Source organism: Roseovarius sp. AK1035, assembly GCF_003288315.1.
In the GTDB taxonomy this organism is placed as follows: Bacteria; Pseudomonadota; Alphaproteobacteria; order Rhodobacterales; family Rhodobacteraceae; genus Roseovarius; species Roseovarius mucosus_A.
The window spans coordinates 1,776,484-1,790,144 of sequence record NZ_CP030099.1 but is presented as its reverse complement, the minus strand read 5'-3'; the positions used below and the strand labels follow the sequence as shown (position 1 = coordinate 1,790,144).

Sequence of the window (13,661 nt, the reverse complement as noted above, 5' to 3'; positions counted from 1 at the left end):
TTTGGCGGGCTTTTGTCGCAAACAGGCGATCTATGGGATCGAATCGCAGTAGTCTTTGCCCCGTGACGGACTGGCGGAGTTGCCCGAACCAAATGAGACCGGGACGTTCAAAAATGACTGGTGCAGCGCGCAAGCCCTGCTAACACTAGCGGCAAGACTGTCCAAAAAACGACAGCACCCAACATGATAATCAACAGGGAGAAGACAATGACCAAAGACACCTCGCACGACAGCGTGCGCCCGGTCGTCGCGAAAATGGCCGAGGACACCCGCGCCGGCAAGATGAGCCGCCGCGAATTCGTGGCGCTCGCCTCGACCTTTGGTGCCTCTGCCACTGCAGCTTACGGGTTGCTCGGACTTGCAGTGCCCACAGCCGCATATGCTGAAGACGCCAAGAAAGGCGGCGTGCTGCGTGTGGCAAGCCGCGTGATGGATATCACTGATCCGCGCAAATATTCCTGGACCGAGCCGGGCAATGTCGCCCGCCAGTTCTGCGAACCGCTGGTACGCTGGGCCTCTGACTTCAGCTTTCAGCCGATGTTGTTGGAAGGCTGGGAGGTCAGCGATGACGCCATGACCTACACGCTCAAGGTCCGTCAGAACGCGGTCTGGAACAATGGCGACGCGTTCAATGCCGATGACGTGATCCACAATCTCAACCGCTGGTGCGACAAAGCCGCCGAAGGCAATTCCATGGCCTCGCGGATGGCCACGTTGATCGACCCAGACACAGGCCGCGCGCTCGATGGGGCCATTGAGCGAGTGGATGATTTCACTATTCGCCTCAATCTGCCCCGCCCCGATATCACCATTATCGCGGGCATGTCCGACTATCCTGCGCTCTGCGTCCACCCCAGCTTTGGGGACGATGGCGATCTGGCCAAGGCCCCCATCGGGACCGGCCCGTTCGAGCTTGTCTCGATGGACATCGGCGTCGCCGCCGAGGTCAAGCGCCGGGAAGACGGCAAGTGGTGGGGTGGCGATGTCTATCTCGACGGCATCCGCTTTGTGGACTTTGGCGAAGATAACGCCTCGATCGTAGCCGCATTTGATGGCGATGAGATCGACATCAACGACGAATCCACCGCCGATTTCATCGAGTCCTACGATGCCCTTGGTCTGATCAAACAGTCCAAGACAACCGCCAACACCATCGTCGCCCGGATGCGCGCCGATACCGCGCCCTATGACAGCAAAGAATTGCGCAACGCCATCCAATTGGCCTGCGACAATGCCGTTTTGCTGGCCATTTCGATCAATGGCGAGGGTATTCCGGCAGAAAACCACCACGTGGCTCCGTTCCACCCGGAATATGCCGAACTGCCTGCGATTGCGGCTGATCCGGCCAAGGCCATCGAAATGGCACGCGCCGCAGGGCATGGCGACACAGAGATCGAGATCATCTCGATTGATGGCGACTGGCGGACCACCACCACCGATGCCATCGGCGACCAACTGCGTCAGGCGGGTTTCAACGTCAAGCGGACGGTGATTCCGGGGGCAAGCTTCTGGAACGACTGGACCAAATATCCCTTCTCGACCACCAACTGGGGTCCGCGTCCTTTGGGCGTTCAGGTGCTGGCACTGGCCTATAAATCGGGCGAGGCATGGAATGAATCTGGCCATGCAAACCCGGAATTCGATGCGCTGCTGGATGAAGCCTTGGGTGTTTTCGACGCGGACAAGCGCCGCGAATATTCGGCCAAGCTGCAAACGATGCTGCAAGACAGCGGTGCCGTGATTCAGCCCTTCTGGCGCAATCAGGCGCTGCACCACACGGACAAGGTCAAGGGCGTGCAGGCGCATCAATTCCGCGAAATGCACTATGAGCAAGTCTGGCTCGACGCGTAAAACCGTCCTGCACAACAGATCGGGCCGCCCCTCAGGGGCGGCCCTTTGCGTTCAGACGACCTCGGCGCGCAGCGCAGCCATCCGCTCCGCCAACAGTTTTCGCGATGTCTCATCCTTGAGCTTGCCTGCATCGTCAAAGGCGTTCATCGCCCCCGCGATCAAAACCGCCGTGCCCGGCACGAGCCGCGCCTGTAACTGCGTAAGGCAAGACAGCGTCATGAATTGGGCCGTCTCGCCCCCGGTGCGCCCGGCAGAGGCCGAGACCACCACAACGGGCTTGTTCTTGAACGCCGCCCCCGGCACCCGGCTGATCCAATCCAGCCCGTTCTTGAGAACGCCGGTTATCCCTTTGTTGTATTCGGGTGCTCCAATGATCACGGCATCGGCGTCCTTGATCTGCTGCGCGAGGTGTTTCACCGCGTCTGGCACACCCTCTGCCTCTTCCAGATCACCATCGTAGAGCGGCAGATCAAGACTGCCGTCGCTGATCTCTGCGGGGCCGAATGCCTCTGCGGCCTCGGCCAGCAGCATGCGGTTATACGATCCCTTGCGCAGCGATCCGGAAATCAACAGAAGTTTTGGGTTAGCCATGTGTCATCCTCTCACGGGTTTATCAGTTTCACTGATCAAACTGGGGCGATGGAGGGAATTTGACAATATGAAGTGACTGCACAGGGCTTGTGCGCCACACCGGCACCGAATGAAAAACCCCGGCGCGGCGAGCAGACCGCGGCCGGGGCAGGCACCCGCCATGCGTGGCGAGGAGGACGACGTTACCAGTCCACCGGGCCTTTATCGGCGAATTGATGGACCAGAAAATCTATAAAGGCGCGCACCTTGGGCTGGGTGAAGCGGCCCGGCGGGTAGACCGCGTAAATGCCCTGCAATTCCAGCGGCAACTCGGGCATCGCATCTTCGACCAGCCCATCCGCCATTGCACGGGAATAAAGGAAGGACGGAAGATAGGCGATACCCAAGCCAGAAATCGCGGCATTCAGCAGGGATTGCCCGTCATTCACACTTAGACCACCCGCCGTGCGCACCTGACGCTTTTCCCCCGAAGGCGCGGTCAGCTTCCATACCGCCCCGCCCGCTTGGCTAGAGTAATGCAAGAGCTTGTGTTCGTTCAGATCGTCGATCTTTTGCGGCCGCCCATGTTTTTGGAAATAGCCGGGGCTGGCGATCATGCGCTTGGTGGTCTCGGTCAGTTTCCGCGCCCGCAGGGTGCTGTCCTCCAGCTCTCCGATGCGCACGGCCATGTCAAAGCCTTCTGAAATCAGCTCAACATAGCGGTTATTCAGCACCATGTTGACGGTGATATCGGGGAATTCATCAAGGAACTGGCCCAGAACCGGGCTGAGATGATTGACCCCGAAATCTGTCGCCACAGAGATGCGCAACAGGCCAGAGGGATCGGATTGCATCGAACTCACCAGCGCGTCCGCTTCGCCCGCGTCGTTGAGCACGCGCAAGGCCCGGTCGTAATAGGCTAGGCCGATTTCAGTCGGGCTGACACGCCGCGTGGTGCGGTTCAGCAATCTTGCCCCCAAACGCGCCTCAAGCGACGACACGTGCTTGGACACGGCGGATTTTGATATGCCCATCTTACGGGCCGCGTCGGTAAATCCGCCCTGATCCACCACGGTGGCGAAGGCTTCCATTTCGGTCAGGCGATCCATCCTAATACCTCTGAATTGCGTCTTGAGGGCCTTTGTGACGGGAAAATCAGGCACAACTGGGGCGCTTGCCGGACAATATCTGGATTTCGTCGGCATCGTTCGCCAGCTGGAAACACGGAAACATCAAGCAGCGATTGTTGACGGGTTAGGCCAACGCACCACCTATGTTACCATATCCTAGGGAGGAGCCACTATGACACGCATCATTGCAATCACTGCCGCCACCTTTCTGAGTCTCTCATTCCCCCTCTTCGCCGGGGATACCCCCGCACCTGAAGGGGCCGAGGTCTATTTCGTCAATCTCGAGGATGGGGCCACCGTTACAGCACCCGTCAAAGTTATCTTTGGTCTCAAAGGCATGGGCGTGGCCCCTGCCGGCACTGAAAAAGAGGCGACAGGCCACCATCACATTCTGGTCAATCGCCCGCCCTTGGGCGAAGGGCCGGACGGGGAGCAAGAGCTGACCGTCGGCTTGCCCGCGGATGAGAATCACCGCCATTTCGGCGGCGGTCAGACAGAGGCCACGCTTGATCTGGCACCGGGCACGCATACGCTGCAACTGGTGATGGGCGACCTCAACCATGTGCCGCACGCCCCACCCGTGGTGTCCGAAGTGATCACGATCACCGTCGAATAAACCGCGTCAGAGCGTGGCAGCCAGCCGCGTGCCCTGATCTATCGCGCGTTTCGCATCAAGTTCGGCGGCCAAATCCGCGCCGCCGATCACATGCGCCTCTATTCCGCGCGCCGCCAACGTATCGGCCAGACTGCGCTCGCTCAACTGCCCCGAGCAAAGCACGACGGTATCCGCCGCAATCAATGTCGGGCGTTCGCGGGCCTCGCCAAAACTCACGTGCAGCCCTTCTGCGTCAATCTTTTCGTAATTGACACCACCGATCATCTCGACGCCCTTCATCTTGAGGGCGGCGCGATGAATCCAGCCTGTTGTTTTGCCCAACCGCTTGCCCGGTGCCTCTGCCTTGCGTTGCAAGAGCGTGACCTTGCGCGCGGCCGGCTCTGGCTGCGGTCCCTGCGGCGCAAGGCCCCCGCGCACCTCTGCCGGATCGCCCACGCCCCATTCGGTACGCCACAATGTGATGTCTTCGGTCGGGCTGATCCCCTCATGCACGAGGTATTCGGACACGTCGAAACCGATGCCGCCCGCGCCCACCACGGCCACGCGGTGGCCCACCTCTGCACCGCCCCGCAATACGTCAACATACGTCACCACATTCGGCCCATCCTGCCCCGGAATACCCGGATCGCGTGGAATCACGCCGGTGGCGATAATCACGGCATCAAAGCCGTCCAGATGATCGGCGGTCACCTCTTGCCCAAGACGCAGATCGATGCCCGACTCGGCCACCATGGTGCCAAACCAGTCCACCAGCCCGCGAAACTCTTCCTTACCGGGGATGACCTTGGCCATGTTCAACTGACCGCCCAGTTCCGCCGCACGATCAAAGAGCGTCACTTGGTGCCCACGCCCCGCCGCAGTGATCGCCGCCGAAAGGCCCGCAGGCCCCGCACCGACCACCGCAATCCGCTTGGGCATTTCTGCGGGCGCAATCACCAGTTCCGTTTCGTGGCAGGCGCGCGGATTGACCAGACAGGATGTCAGCTTGCCCGAGAATGTGTGATCAAGGCACGCCTGATTGCAGGCGATGCAGGGTGCAATCGTAGCGCTGCGCCCTGCCGCCGCTTTGTTGACAAACTCTGCATCCGCCAGAAACGGCCGCGCCATGCTGACCATATCAGCGGCCCCGCTTGCCAAAACCGCCTCGCCCACCTCAGGCGTGTTGATCCGGTTCGAGGTAATGACAGGAATACTCACCTTGCCCATCAGTTTTTTCGTAACCCAGGCAAAACCTGCACGCGGCACGCTGGTTGCAATCGTGGGAATCCGCGCCTCATGCCAGCCGATACCGGTGTTGAGGATCGAAGCGCCCGCACGCTCAATTTCTTGCGCCAATTGCACGACTTCGTCATGGGTGCTGCCACCCGGCACCAGATCAATCATGCTAAGCCGGTAAATGATGATGAAATCATCCCCCACCGCCGCCCGCGCACGCCGCACCACCTCAATCGGCAGGCGCATCCGGTTCTCATACGCCCCCCCCCAGCGATCCTCGCGCTTGTTGGTGTGGGTCACAAGAAACTGGTTGAGGAAATACCCCTCGGACCCCATGATCTCGACCCCGTCATAGCCTGCCTCGCGCGCACGCTGCGCGGCGGTGACGATATCGGCGATCTGCTTTTCGATCCCCTCCTCGTCCAATGCCTTGGGCGTAAAGGGCGAAATCGGCGACTTGATGGCTGAGGCGCTGACGCATTCCTTGCCATAGGCGTAGCGGCCAGCGTGCAGGATTTGCATCGCGATCAGCCCCCCCGCCTCATGCACCCGGTCCGTGACGATGCGGTGATTAGTGATATCCTCGGGCGTGAATAGCCCTGCCGCACCGGGAAATACGCCGCCCTCGCGATTGGGGGCCATGCCACCCGTGACCATAAGGGCCACACCGCCGCGCGCCCGTGCCGCATAAAACTCTGCCACCCGGTTCCAATCACGGGTTTCCTCCAACCCGGTGTGCATGGACCCCATAAGCACGCGATTTTTCAAGGTCACGTGCCCCAGATCAAGCGGGCTCAGAAGATGCGGATATTCGGACATGGCGGACCTCCCTTGGCTGGAATGCACCATGGCGCGGCACCGCGATATTGTCACCCCGGAACGCTGCGTTATGGCGTCTGCGGCCAGATTCGGCCCTCTGAAACGAAAAGGGCCGCCCATCGGCGGCCCTGCTCGAAATCTCGATATGACGTTCAGAGCGCCAGATTGGGGATGATCTGCTTTTTGCGGCTCATGATGCCCGGCAGCACCACGGCATCGCCCGACACGGTCGCGCCAAAGCTTTTTTCTGCAACTGTCTTGACCAGATCGTTGGGCACCAGAAGCGTGGCTTCTTCATTCAGAATATCCACCACAAAGAGCAGCACCTGATCCACGCCATCCTCAGCGGCGACGGTGGTCATGCTCTGCATCAGGCTTGCCTTGCGGTCGAGCACGATGGCGGGCGATGTGGTTTCAAGCACGCTCACGCGGAACGACTTGCCACCAACCTCATATTCCTTGGAATCCATGCGCAGCAGTTCAGCATCGGAAAAGGCCGAGACATCGGATTTGGCGGCAAACATTTCGGCGGCATAGTCGGGGATCGAAATGCCCAGATCGGCAGCCAGTTTTTCGGCCACAGCGCGGTCATGCGGGGTGGTCGTGGGCGAACGGAATTCGAGCGTGTCCGACAGGATGCAGGTCAGCGCCGTGCCCTTGGCCCAGCTTGGCATTTTCGCGGCATCGTCACCCATCAGGTCAAGCATGATGGTCGCGGTGCAGGCCAGCGGGCGCACGGTGATGTCAATCGGGCCTTTGGTTTCCAAACCGCCCACCAGCTTGTGATGGTCGATGATTGCCTGAATGTCGGCGTTGTTGATGTTGGCGGGCAATTCTGCCGGGTTGTTGGTGTCCACGATCACGCAAGGCTGACCGGCGTCGACATCGGCAATGATACGCGGCTTGGGCAGGTCCCATTTGCGCAGGAGAAAGGCAGCCTCGGTATTGGGCTCGCCCAAAAGGACAGCTTCGGCCTGCGCACCTTTCACCTCATTAAGATACCAAGCCCAGAGAATAGGCGAGCCGGTGGAATCGGTGTCGGGGGATTTATGGCCGAAAACAAGCGTGGTCATAGGGGTCATCCTGTCATTGATGCGGGTTTGCGCGCCTTATAGGTGGGTGGGCACGGCTTGTCACCTGCCCGATGCTGCACTGCGGCATAAAATCCCAAAGCGGGGTTGGTCGAAAAGGAAATTTTTGCGGATCAAAACGGTTGACTCACCCCAGCGCACTCCCTAGCTATGCGCCGTTAGCACTCGAACCCCATGAGTGCTAATGATCTCCAAGCGGGGATCATTAGGGAGTAACTTTGAGCCAAGGAGCCTCAGAGATGGCATTTAAACCGCTGCATGACCGCGTGCTTGTCCGCCGCGTTGAAAGCGAAGCTAAAACCGCGGGCGGGTTGATCATTCCCGACAGCGCCAAAGAAAAACCGAGCCAGGGCCAAGTTGTGTCCTGCGGCGATGGCGCCCGCAAGGACAATGGCGAACTGATCGCAATGGCCGTCAAGGCTGGCGACACCATTCTGTTCGGCAAATGGTCCGGCACCGAAGTCACGGTCGACGGCGAAGAGCTGCTGATCATGAAGGAAAGCGACATTCTGGGCGTGATTTCGTAAGGGCATTCCCCCTTACGCTGATCCAACCGGAAATCAAACACGGGAGCACCTCAAATGGCTGCAAAAGACGTACGCTTTAATACCGACGCCCGCAATCGCATGCTCAAGGGCGTGAACATTCTGGCCGATGCGGTCAAAGTAACCCTCGGCCCCAAAGGCCGGAACGTGGTTCTGGACAAATCCTTTGGCGCACCGCGCATCACCAAGGACGGTGTATCGGTTGCCAAGGAAATCGAACTGGAAGACAAGTTCGAGAACATGGGCGCGCAGATGGTGAAAGAAGTCGCCAGCCGCACCAATGACGAGGCCGGCGACGGCACCACCACCGCGACGGTTCTGGCTCAGGCCATCGTCAAAGAAGGCATGAAGGCGGTTGCCGCCGGCATGAACCCGATGGACCTCAAGCGTGGTATCGATCTGGCCACCAGCAAGGTTGTCGAGGCCATCAAAGCCGCATCGCGCCCCGTCAACGACAGCGCCGAAGTGGCGCAGGTTGGCACCATTTCTGCCAATGGCGAGGCCGAAATTGGCCGTCAGATCGCAGAAGCGATGCAGAAAGTCGGCAACGAGGGTGTCATCACTGTCGAAGAGAACAAAGGCCTCGAGACCGAGACCGATGTCGTCGAAGGCATGCAGTTCGACCGTGGCTATCTCAGCCCCTATTTCGTCACCAATGCTGACAAAATGGTTGCGGACCTTGAGGACTGCCTCATCCTGCTGCACGAGAAGAAACTCTCGAGCCTTCAGCCGATGGTGCCGCTGCTCGAGCAAGTGATCCAGTCGCAAAAACCGCTCCTGATCATTGCCGAAGATGTCGAAGGCGAAGCCCTCGCAACGCTGGTCGTGAACAAGCTGCGTGGCGGTCTCAAGATCGCTGCCGTCAAGGCCCCCGGCTTTGGCGACCGTCGCAAGGCGATGCTGCAGGATATCGCCATTCTGACCGGTGGTCAGGTGATTTCCGAAGACCTCGGCATGAAGCTTGAGAATGTCGGCATGGACATGCTGGGCCGCGCCAAGAAAGTTTCGATCACCAAAGACGCCACCACCATCGTCGATGGTGCGGGCGAAAAGGCCGAGATCGAAGCACGCGTCAGCCAAATCCGCCAGCAGATCGAGGACACCACCTCGGATTACGACCGCGAGAAGCTGCAAGAGCGCGTGGCCAAACTGGCCGGTGGCGTTGCTGTCATCCGCGTTGGCGGCATGACCGAGATCGAAGTGAAAGAGCGCAAGGACCGCGTCGATGACGCGCTCAATGCAACCCGCGCAGCCGTGCAAGAAGGCATCGTTGTCGGCGGTGGTGTGGCTCTGGTTCAGGCGGCCAAGAAACTGGCCGGTCTTGAAGGTGTCAACAGTGACCAGAACGCCGGTATCGCCATCGTGCGCCGCGCGCTCGAAGCGCCGCTGCGCCAGATCGCAGAGAATGCCGGTGTTGACGGCTCCGTCGTCGCAGGCAAAATCCGCGAGAGCTCTGACGCCAAGTTCGGCTATAACGCACAGACTGATGAATATGGCGACATGTTCAAGTTTGGCGTCATCGACCCGGCCAAGGTTGTCCGCACCGCTCTCGAAGATGCCTCTTCGATCGCAGGCCTGTTGATCACCACCGAAGCGATGGTGGCCGACAAGCCGCAAAAAGAAAACGCCGGTGGCGGCGGTATGCCCGACATGGGCGGCATGGGCGGCATGATGTAAATCACGCTTGCCTTGTGCAATCGGATCGGGGCTGCCTTCGGGCGGCCCCTTTTTTTTGGACGGTGACCGGGCATCAAATACGTAACCCAAACACCGAAAATTCCCCATTCCAGAGATTGAAACCCGCGATAATCTAGCGCTGTTCAACAAGTTCAGCAGGTGGTTTCCAATGCAAAAGCAACTGGCCGAGTTTATCGGCACTTTCACTCTTGTTCTCTTTGGCTGTGGGGCGGCGGTGCTTGCCGGGGGCGATATCGGCCTTGCAGGCATCAGCTTTGCCTTTGGCTTTGCCCTGATTGGCATGGCCTATGGCATCGGTCCGGTTTCGGGCTGCCATATCAACCCTGCGGTATCGTTGGGGGCGGTTGCGGCGGGCCGCATGTCCCTGACCACGGCGGCGGGCTATATCGTGGCGCAAATCCTGGGCGCTGTGGCAGGGGCCTTCGTGTTGATGACGATCGCAAGCGGCAAGGCGGATTACAGCCTTGCCCAAAACGGGCTGGGCCAGAATGGCTGGGGTCCGGGCTATCTGGGCGAATACACCATGACGGCGGCTTTCCTCTTCGAGGTCGTGGCGAGTTTTCTGTTCATGGTCGTGATCCTTGGGGCCACCGGCAAAGGCGCACCCGCGCATCTGGCGGGGCTGGCCATCGGCATTGCCCTTGTGGTGATCCACCTCGTCGGCATCAACGTGACAGGCGTTTCGGTCAATCCGGCGCGCTCGATCGGGCCTGCGGTATTCGTCGGCGGCACCGCATTGGCGCAACTGTGGCTCTTTATCGTCGCCCCGGTGATCGGCACCGTCGCGGCGGGCCTGCTCTTTCGCAGCGGCCAGTTGGATGCGCAAAGCTGAGCAATCGGCATCTGGGGTCGCCCAAGGGCGGCCCTTTCCCGGCGCGGGCAAGATCCGGCGGAAAGGTCGGGATTTGAGCATCTGTAGACCGATGAAAGCGGGCAGCTTCACGATCATCTGACTATACCCTGCGCGTCAGAGCGGGTAGCAACAGGCATGCGCCTTTTTCTTTTGACCGCCCTGACCATGATCGCCTTTGCCGCCAATTCGGTGCTGACCCGTATGGCTATTGCCGGGGGCGATATAGATGCCGTGAGCTTTGGGGTGATCCGCCTGATCTCTGGCGCGGTGATGCTGGGGCTTTTGTGCCTTGTGCTGCGCGGTGGCCTGCGCCTGTTGGGGCCGGGGCGCGCGATTGGGGTCATGGCCCTTTTGATCTATTTCTACGGATTTTCGATAGCCTACCGGGGGCTTGATGCTGGTCTGGGCGCGCTGATCCTGTTTGGCGTGGTGCAGATCACCATGTTCGCGGGGGGACTCTTCGCGCGCGAGGCAATGCCAGTGCGGCGCTGGACCGGGGCCGGGCTGGCCTTTGCCGGGCTGGCGTGGCTGCTCTGGCCCGGAGGCGGACCACAGGTGAGCGTCATCCATGGCCTGCTGATGGCAGGGGCAGGCATCGGCTGGGGCGTCTATTCGTTGACGGGGCGCAAATCAGGCGATGCGCTGATGGCCACGGCCGCCAATTTCATCTGGGCCGCGCCCGTGGGCCTCTTGGTCGGCTGGCTGGTGCCCAAGGGGGCCGAGGGAATCGTGATCGGGCCGCAGGGCGTCTTGCTTGCGGTGCTGTCGGGGGCGGTGACATCCGGTTTGGGATACGCGCTTTGGTATAGCCTTCTGCCTCGGTTGGCGGCCTCGGTTGCGGCGGTGGCACAACTGACCGTTCCGGTCATTGCCATGGCAGGCGGCATGCTGTTCTTGGGCGAGGCGCTGAGCGCCGAATTCGTGCTGGCAAGCGCGCTGGTTCTCGGCGGCGTTGCGGTCTCGGTCATCCCGATGCGCCCTCAGGGACCAACGATTTCCTCCAAAGGATCGTAACCCATGCCGCGCTGAAAGGCGACGCGCGCGAGACTGTCGGGCTTGAACCGGAGTTCCCCCATCTCCGCCTCTGTCACCCAACGCCTACGGGTTACAATCTGCTCGGGATCGCGCCAATCCTCCGAAAGCGCTCCTGCAGTCACCGTGCAACGAAAGAACACCTCGACCTGATGAAAGCCTGTGGCGGGCGCATGAAACTCGTTGATCAGGCAGGGTGTGCCCACGCGGATCGTCAATCCGGTCTCCTCATGGACCTCTCGCATCAGGTTCTCGGGCAGCGATGTGCCCAGCTCGACCCCGCCGCCCGGCGCGCACCACAGCGTGCTGGCGGCATCGGCATAGGCATTGACCAGCAACAACCTCCCCTGATCCACAATCACGGCGCGGGCAGCAAGGCGGGGCGAAGGCATGAGAACACCTGAGGCAAAGATCGACTGGGCCAACCCTAGGCGGCAGGTCGACCGGTGAAAAGGGGTTGTCTTTGCCCCCCGCCTTGGGCCAGCTTGCGCGCGACCAACACAAAGGAGCAGGACATGGGAACCAACACGCGCAACGGCGGGCAATTGCTGGTGGATTGCCTGCTGGCATTGGGGGCGCGGCACAGTTTCGGCGTGCCGGGCGAGAGCTATCTTGCGGTATTGGATGCCTTGCACGACACAGCCGGGCGGCTTGATTTCACCCTATGCCGCCAAGAGGGCGGAGCCGCCTTTATGGCCGCCGCCTATGGCAAGCTGACGGGCCGTCCTGGCATCTGTTGGGTCACGCGCGGGCCGGGGGCGACCAATGCCGCAATCGGGGTGCATACCGCGATGCAGGATAGTGCGCCGATGATCCTTTTTGTGGGTCAGGTAGGCACCGATATGAAAGGGCGCGAGGCATTCCAAGAGCTGGACTACCGCGCCGTGTTTGGCACTATGGTGAAATGGGCGGTCGAGATTGATCAGGTGGGCCGCATCCCCGAAATCGTGGCGCGGGCGTGGAAAACCGCCGTGACGGGCCGCCCCGGCCCGGTGGTGGTGGCCCTGCCCGAGGATATGCTGACCGATATGACAGAGGTGCCGCCGCTCTCCGGCCCGGGAACCTATCCAGAGCCGGAACCGGGGGCTCAGGCCGTAACCAAAGCGCGCGCAATGCTGGCAGGGGCCAAGCGGCCTCTCCTTCTCTATGGCGGCTGCAACTGGACAGACGCAGGGCGCGCAGCCCTGCAAGAATTTGCAGCGGCGTCCGACATCCCGGTCGTCTCGGTCTTTCGCTATCAGGATCAGTTCGACAATCACGCGCCGGTCTTTTGTGGCGAGGCGGGCGTGGGCATGGTGCCCAATGTGCGCCGCCTCTTGGCTGAGGCGGATGTCATTCTGGCCGTCAACAACCGCTTTGGCGAGAACTCGACCGATGGATATACGGTGTTTGACCTGCCAGAGCCGCAGCAACGTCTGATCCATGTGCATGGCTCTGATCTGGAATTGGGCAAGGTTTATCAGCCGGAACTGGGCATTCAAGCCGGGCCGAATGCCTTTGCGCACGCCTTGAACGCAGGTGGGCCGGTGCAGGGGGATTGGGCCGCTTGGCGGGCCGAGGCGCGCGCCGGGTATGAGGCGGGGTTTGACCTGCCTGACCTGCCCTCGCCCGTCGATATGGGCAAGGTGACAGCCTATCTGCGCAAGGTTCTGCCCGAGGATGCGATCATCACCAACGGCGCGGGCAATTTTGCGATCTGGTCAGGGCGGTTCCTGAAATACGGGGCTGCGATGCGCCTCTTGGCTCCGCAATCGGGGGCCATGGGCTATGGCATCCCGGCGGCGATTGCCGCCAAAGTCGTGCATCCAGAGCGGCGCGTGCTCTGCTTTGCCGGGGATGGTGATTTTCAGATGACCTGTCAGGAACTGGCCACCGCCGCACAGGCGGGGGCGCAGCCGGTCATCCTCATCCTTAACAATGGCATCTACGGCACCATCCGCGCGCATCAGGAACGCAACTATCCCGAACGCGTCTCGGGCACGGATATGGTCAATCCCGATTTTTCGGCCCTCGCGCGCGCCTATGGCTTTCACGCCGAGCGGGTAGAGCGCACCGAGGATTTCGCAGATGCGTTCACCCGCGCCTGCGCCTCGCCGACCGGTGCCGTGCTCGATCTTGTGATCTCGACCGAGGCGCTGACCCCGCGCATGACGCTCAGCCAGATGCGTGCAGCAGGCTTGGCCAAACGCGACGGCGCGTGACCCCTGTTCAGCACGCGCATTTGCGCCTATGGGGACGACA

At 60.9% G+C, this 13,661-nt stretch carries 12 protein-coding genes; 7 read left to right on the top strand and 5 right to left on the bottom strand.

What is annotated here, in order from left to right; all coding sequences use genetic code 11:
• The first annotated feature begins 207 nt into the window (after positions 1–207).
• Positions 208–1,851: an ABC transporter substrate-binding protein gene (locus RAK1035_RS08490; RefSeq protein ID WP_008281670.1), complete on the top strand. Its 1,644-nt coding sequence runs from the start codon at positions 208–210 to the stop codon at positions 1,849–1,851.
• Between the two features lie 51 nt (positions 1,852–1,902).
• Here the strand turns inward: RAK1035_RS08490 and RAK1035_RS08485 are convergent, their stop codons facing one another.
• Together RAK1035_RS08485 and RAK1035_RS08480 are read right to left on the bottom strand one after the other, a co-directional pair.
• Positions 1,903–2,442, bottom strand: coding sequence for an NADPH-dependent FMN reductase (locus tag RAK1035_RS08485; protein ID WP_008281669.1), 540 nt, complete (start codon positions 2,440–2,442; stop codon positions 1,903–1,905).
• 182 nt (positions 2,443–2,624) lie between these two features.
• Positions 2,625–3,530 carry a LysR family transcriptional regulator gene (locus tag RAK1035_RS08480; protein ID WP_008281668.1) on the bottom strand — a complete coding sequence of 302 codons (906 nt, stop codon included), beginning with the start codon at positions 3,528–3,530 and terminating at the stop codon, positions 2,625–2,627.
• A 193-nt stretch (positions 3,531–3,723) separates the two neighbouring features.
• On the opposite strand from RAK1035_RS08480, the gene RAK1035_RS08475 reads away from it, so the two are divergent.
• Complete coding sequence (locus RAK1035_RS08475) at positions 3,724–4,167, top strand: DUF4399 domain-containing protein (protein WP_008281667.1); 444 nt, start codon at positions 3,724–3,726, stop codon at positions 4,165–4,167.
• A 6-nt stretch (positions 4,168–4,173) separates the two neighbouring features.
• Here RAK1035_RS08475 and RAK1035_RS08470 read toward each other — a convergent pair whose 3' ends face one another.
• Together RAK1035_RS08470 and RAK1035_RS08465 are read right to left on the bottom strand one after the other, a co-directional pair.
• Entirely contained in the window at positions 4,174–6,201 is a 2,028-nt protein-coding gene (locus RAK1035_RS08470; RefSeq protein ID WP_008281666.1) for an NADPH-dependent 2,4-dienoyl-CoA reductase, read from the bottom strand.
• Between the two features lie 152 nt (positions 6,202–6,353).
• Positions 6,354–7,274 carry a manganese-dependent inorganic pyrophosphatase gene (locus tag RAK1035_RS08465; RefSeq protein WP_008281665.1) on the bottom strand — a complete coding sequence of 307 codons (921 nt, stop codon included), beginning with the start codon at positions 7,272–7,274 and terminating at the stop codon, positions 6,354–6,356.
• Between the two features lie 257 nt (positions 7,275–7,531).
• Here RAK1035_RS08465 and RAK1035_RS08460 point away from each other — a divergent pair, with 257 nt between their 5' ends.
• The 4 genes from RAK1035_RS08460 (at position 7,532) to RAK1035_RS08445 (ending at position 11,402) form a co-directional block, all read left to right on the top strand.
• Positions 7,532–7,819 carry a co-chaperone GroES gene (locus RAK1035_RS08460; RefSeq protein WP_008281664.1) on the top strand — a complete coding sequence of 96 codons (288 nt, stop codon included), beginning with the start codon at positions 7,532–7,534 and terminating at the stop codon, positions 7,817–7,819.
• 54 nt (positions 7,820–7,873) lie between these two features.
• A complete protein-coding gene (gene groL / locus RAK1035_RS08455) occupies positions 7,874–9,514 on the top strand; it encodes a chaperonin GroEL (RefSeq protein WP_008281663.1) in 1,641 nt (546 codons plus the stop codon).
• A gap of 169 nt (positions 9,515–9,683) precedes the next feature.
• Positions 9,684–10,367, top strand: coding sequence for an aquaporin (locus RAK1035_RS08450; RefSeq protein WP_008281662.1), 684 nt, complete (start codon positions 9,684–9,686; stop codon positions 10,365–10,367).
• A 156-nt stretch (positions 10,368–10,523) separates the two neighbouring features.
• Positions 10,524–11,402 carry a DMT family transporter gene (locus RAK1035_RS08445; protein WP_008281661.1) on the top strand — a complete coding sequence of 293 codons (879 nt, stop codon included), beginning with the start codon at positions 10,524–10,526 and terminating at the stop codon, positions 11,400–11,402.
• On the opposite strand, the gene RAK1035_RS08440 is transcribed toward RAK1035_RS08445, so the two are convergent.
• Entirely contained in the window at positions 11,369–11,812 is a 444-nt protein-coding gene (locus tag RAK1035_RS08440) for an NUDIX domain-containing protein (protein WP_008281660.1), read from the bottom strand. The two genes, RAK1035_RS08445 and RAK1035_RS08440, sit on opposite strands and share 34 nt — an antisense overlap.
• A 123-nt stretch (positions 11,813–11,935) precedes the next feature.
• On the opposite strand from RAK1035_RS08440, the gene RAK1035_RS08435 reads away from it, so the two are divergent.
• Complete coding sequence (locus tag RAK1035_RS08435) at positions 11,936–13,621, top strand: thiamine pyrophosphate-dependent enzyme (protein ID WP_037298029.1); 1,686 nt, start codon at positions 11,936–11,938, stop codon at positions 13,619–13,621.
• The last annotated feature ends 40 nt before the right edge of the window (positions 13,622–13,661 follow it).

Bases quoted from the DNA above. Each gene is read 5' to 3' on its own strand.
- RAK1035_RS08445 (WP_008281661.1), top strand. From the start codon at position 10,524: ATGCGCCTTTTTCTTTTGACCGCCCTGACCATGATCGCCTTTGCCGCC.
- RAK1035_RS08470 (WP_008281666.1), bottom strand. From the start codon at position 6,201: ATGTCCGAATATCCGCATCTTCTGAGCCCGCTTGATCTGGGGCACGTG.
- RAK1035_RS08460 (WP_008281664.1), top strand. From the start codon at position 7,532: ATGGCATTTAAACCGCTGCATGACCGCGTGCTTGTCCGCCGCGTTGAA.
- RAK1035_RS08435 (WP_037298029.1), top strand. From the start codon at position 11,936: ATGGGAACCAACACGCGCAACGGCGGGCAATTGCTGGTGGATTGCCTG.
- RAK1035_RS08450 (WP_008281662.1), top strand. From the start codon at position 9,684: ATGCAAAAGCAACTGGCCGAGTTTATCGGCACTTTCACTCTTGTTCTC.
- RAK1035_RS08480 (WP_008281668.1), bottom strand. From the start codon at position 3,530: ATGGATCGCCTGACCGAAATGGAAGCCTTCGCCACCGTGGTGGATCAG.
- RAK1035_RS08475 (WP_008281667.1), top strand. From the start codon at position 3,724: ATGACACGCATCATTGCAATCACTGCCGCCACCTTTCTGAGTCTCTCA.
- RAK1035_RS08490 (WP_008281670.1), top strand. From the start codon at position 208: ATGACCAAAGACACCTCGCACGACAGCGTGCGCCCGGTCGTCGCGAAA.
- RAK1035_RS08465 (WP_008281665.1), bottom strand. From the start codon at position 7,274: ATGACCACGCTTGTTTTCGGCCATAAATCCCCCGACACCGATTCCACC.
- RAK1035_RS08485 (WP_008281669.1), bottom strand. From the start codon at position 2,442: ATGGCTAACCCAAAACTTCTGTTGATTTCCGGATCGCTGCGCAAGGGA.
- groL (WP_008281663.1), top strand. From the start codon at position 7,874: ATGGCTGCAAAAGACGTACGCTTTAATACCGACGCCCGCAATCGCATG.
- RAK1035_RS08440 (WP_008281660.1), bottom strand. From the start codon at position 11,812: ATGCCTTCGCCCCGCCTTGCTGCCCGCGCCGTGATTGTGGATCAGGGG.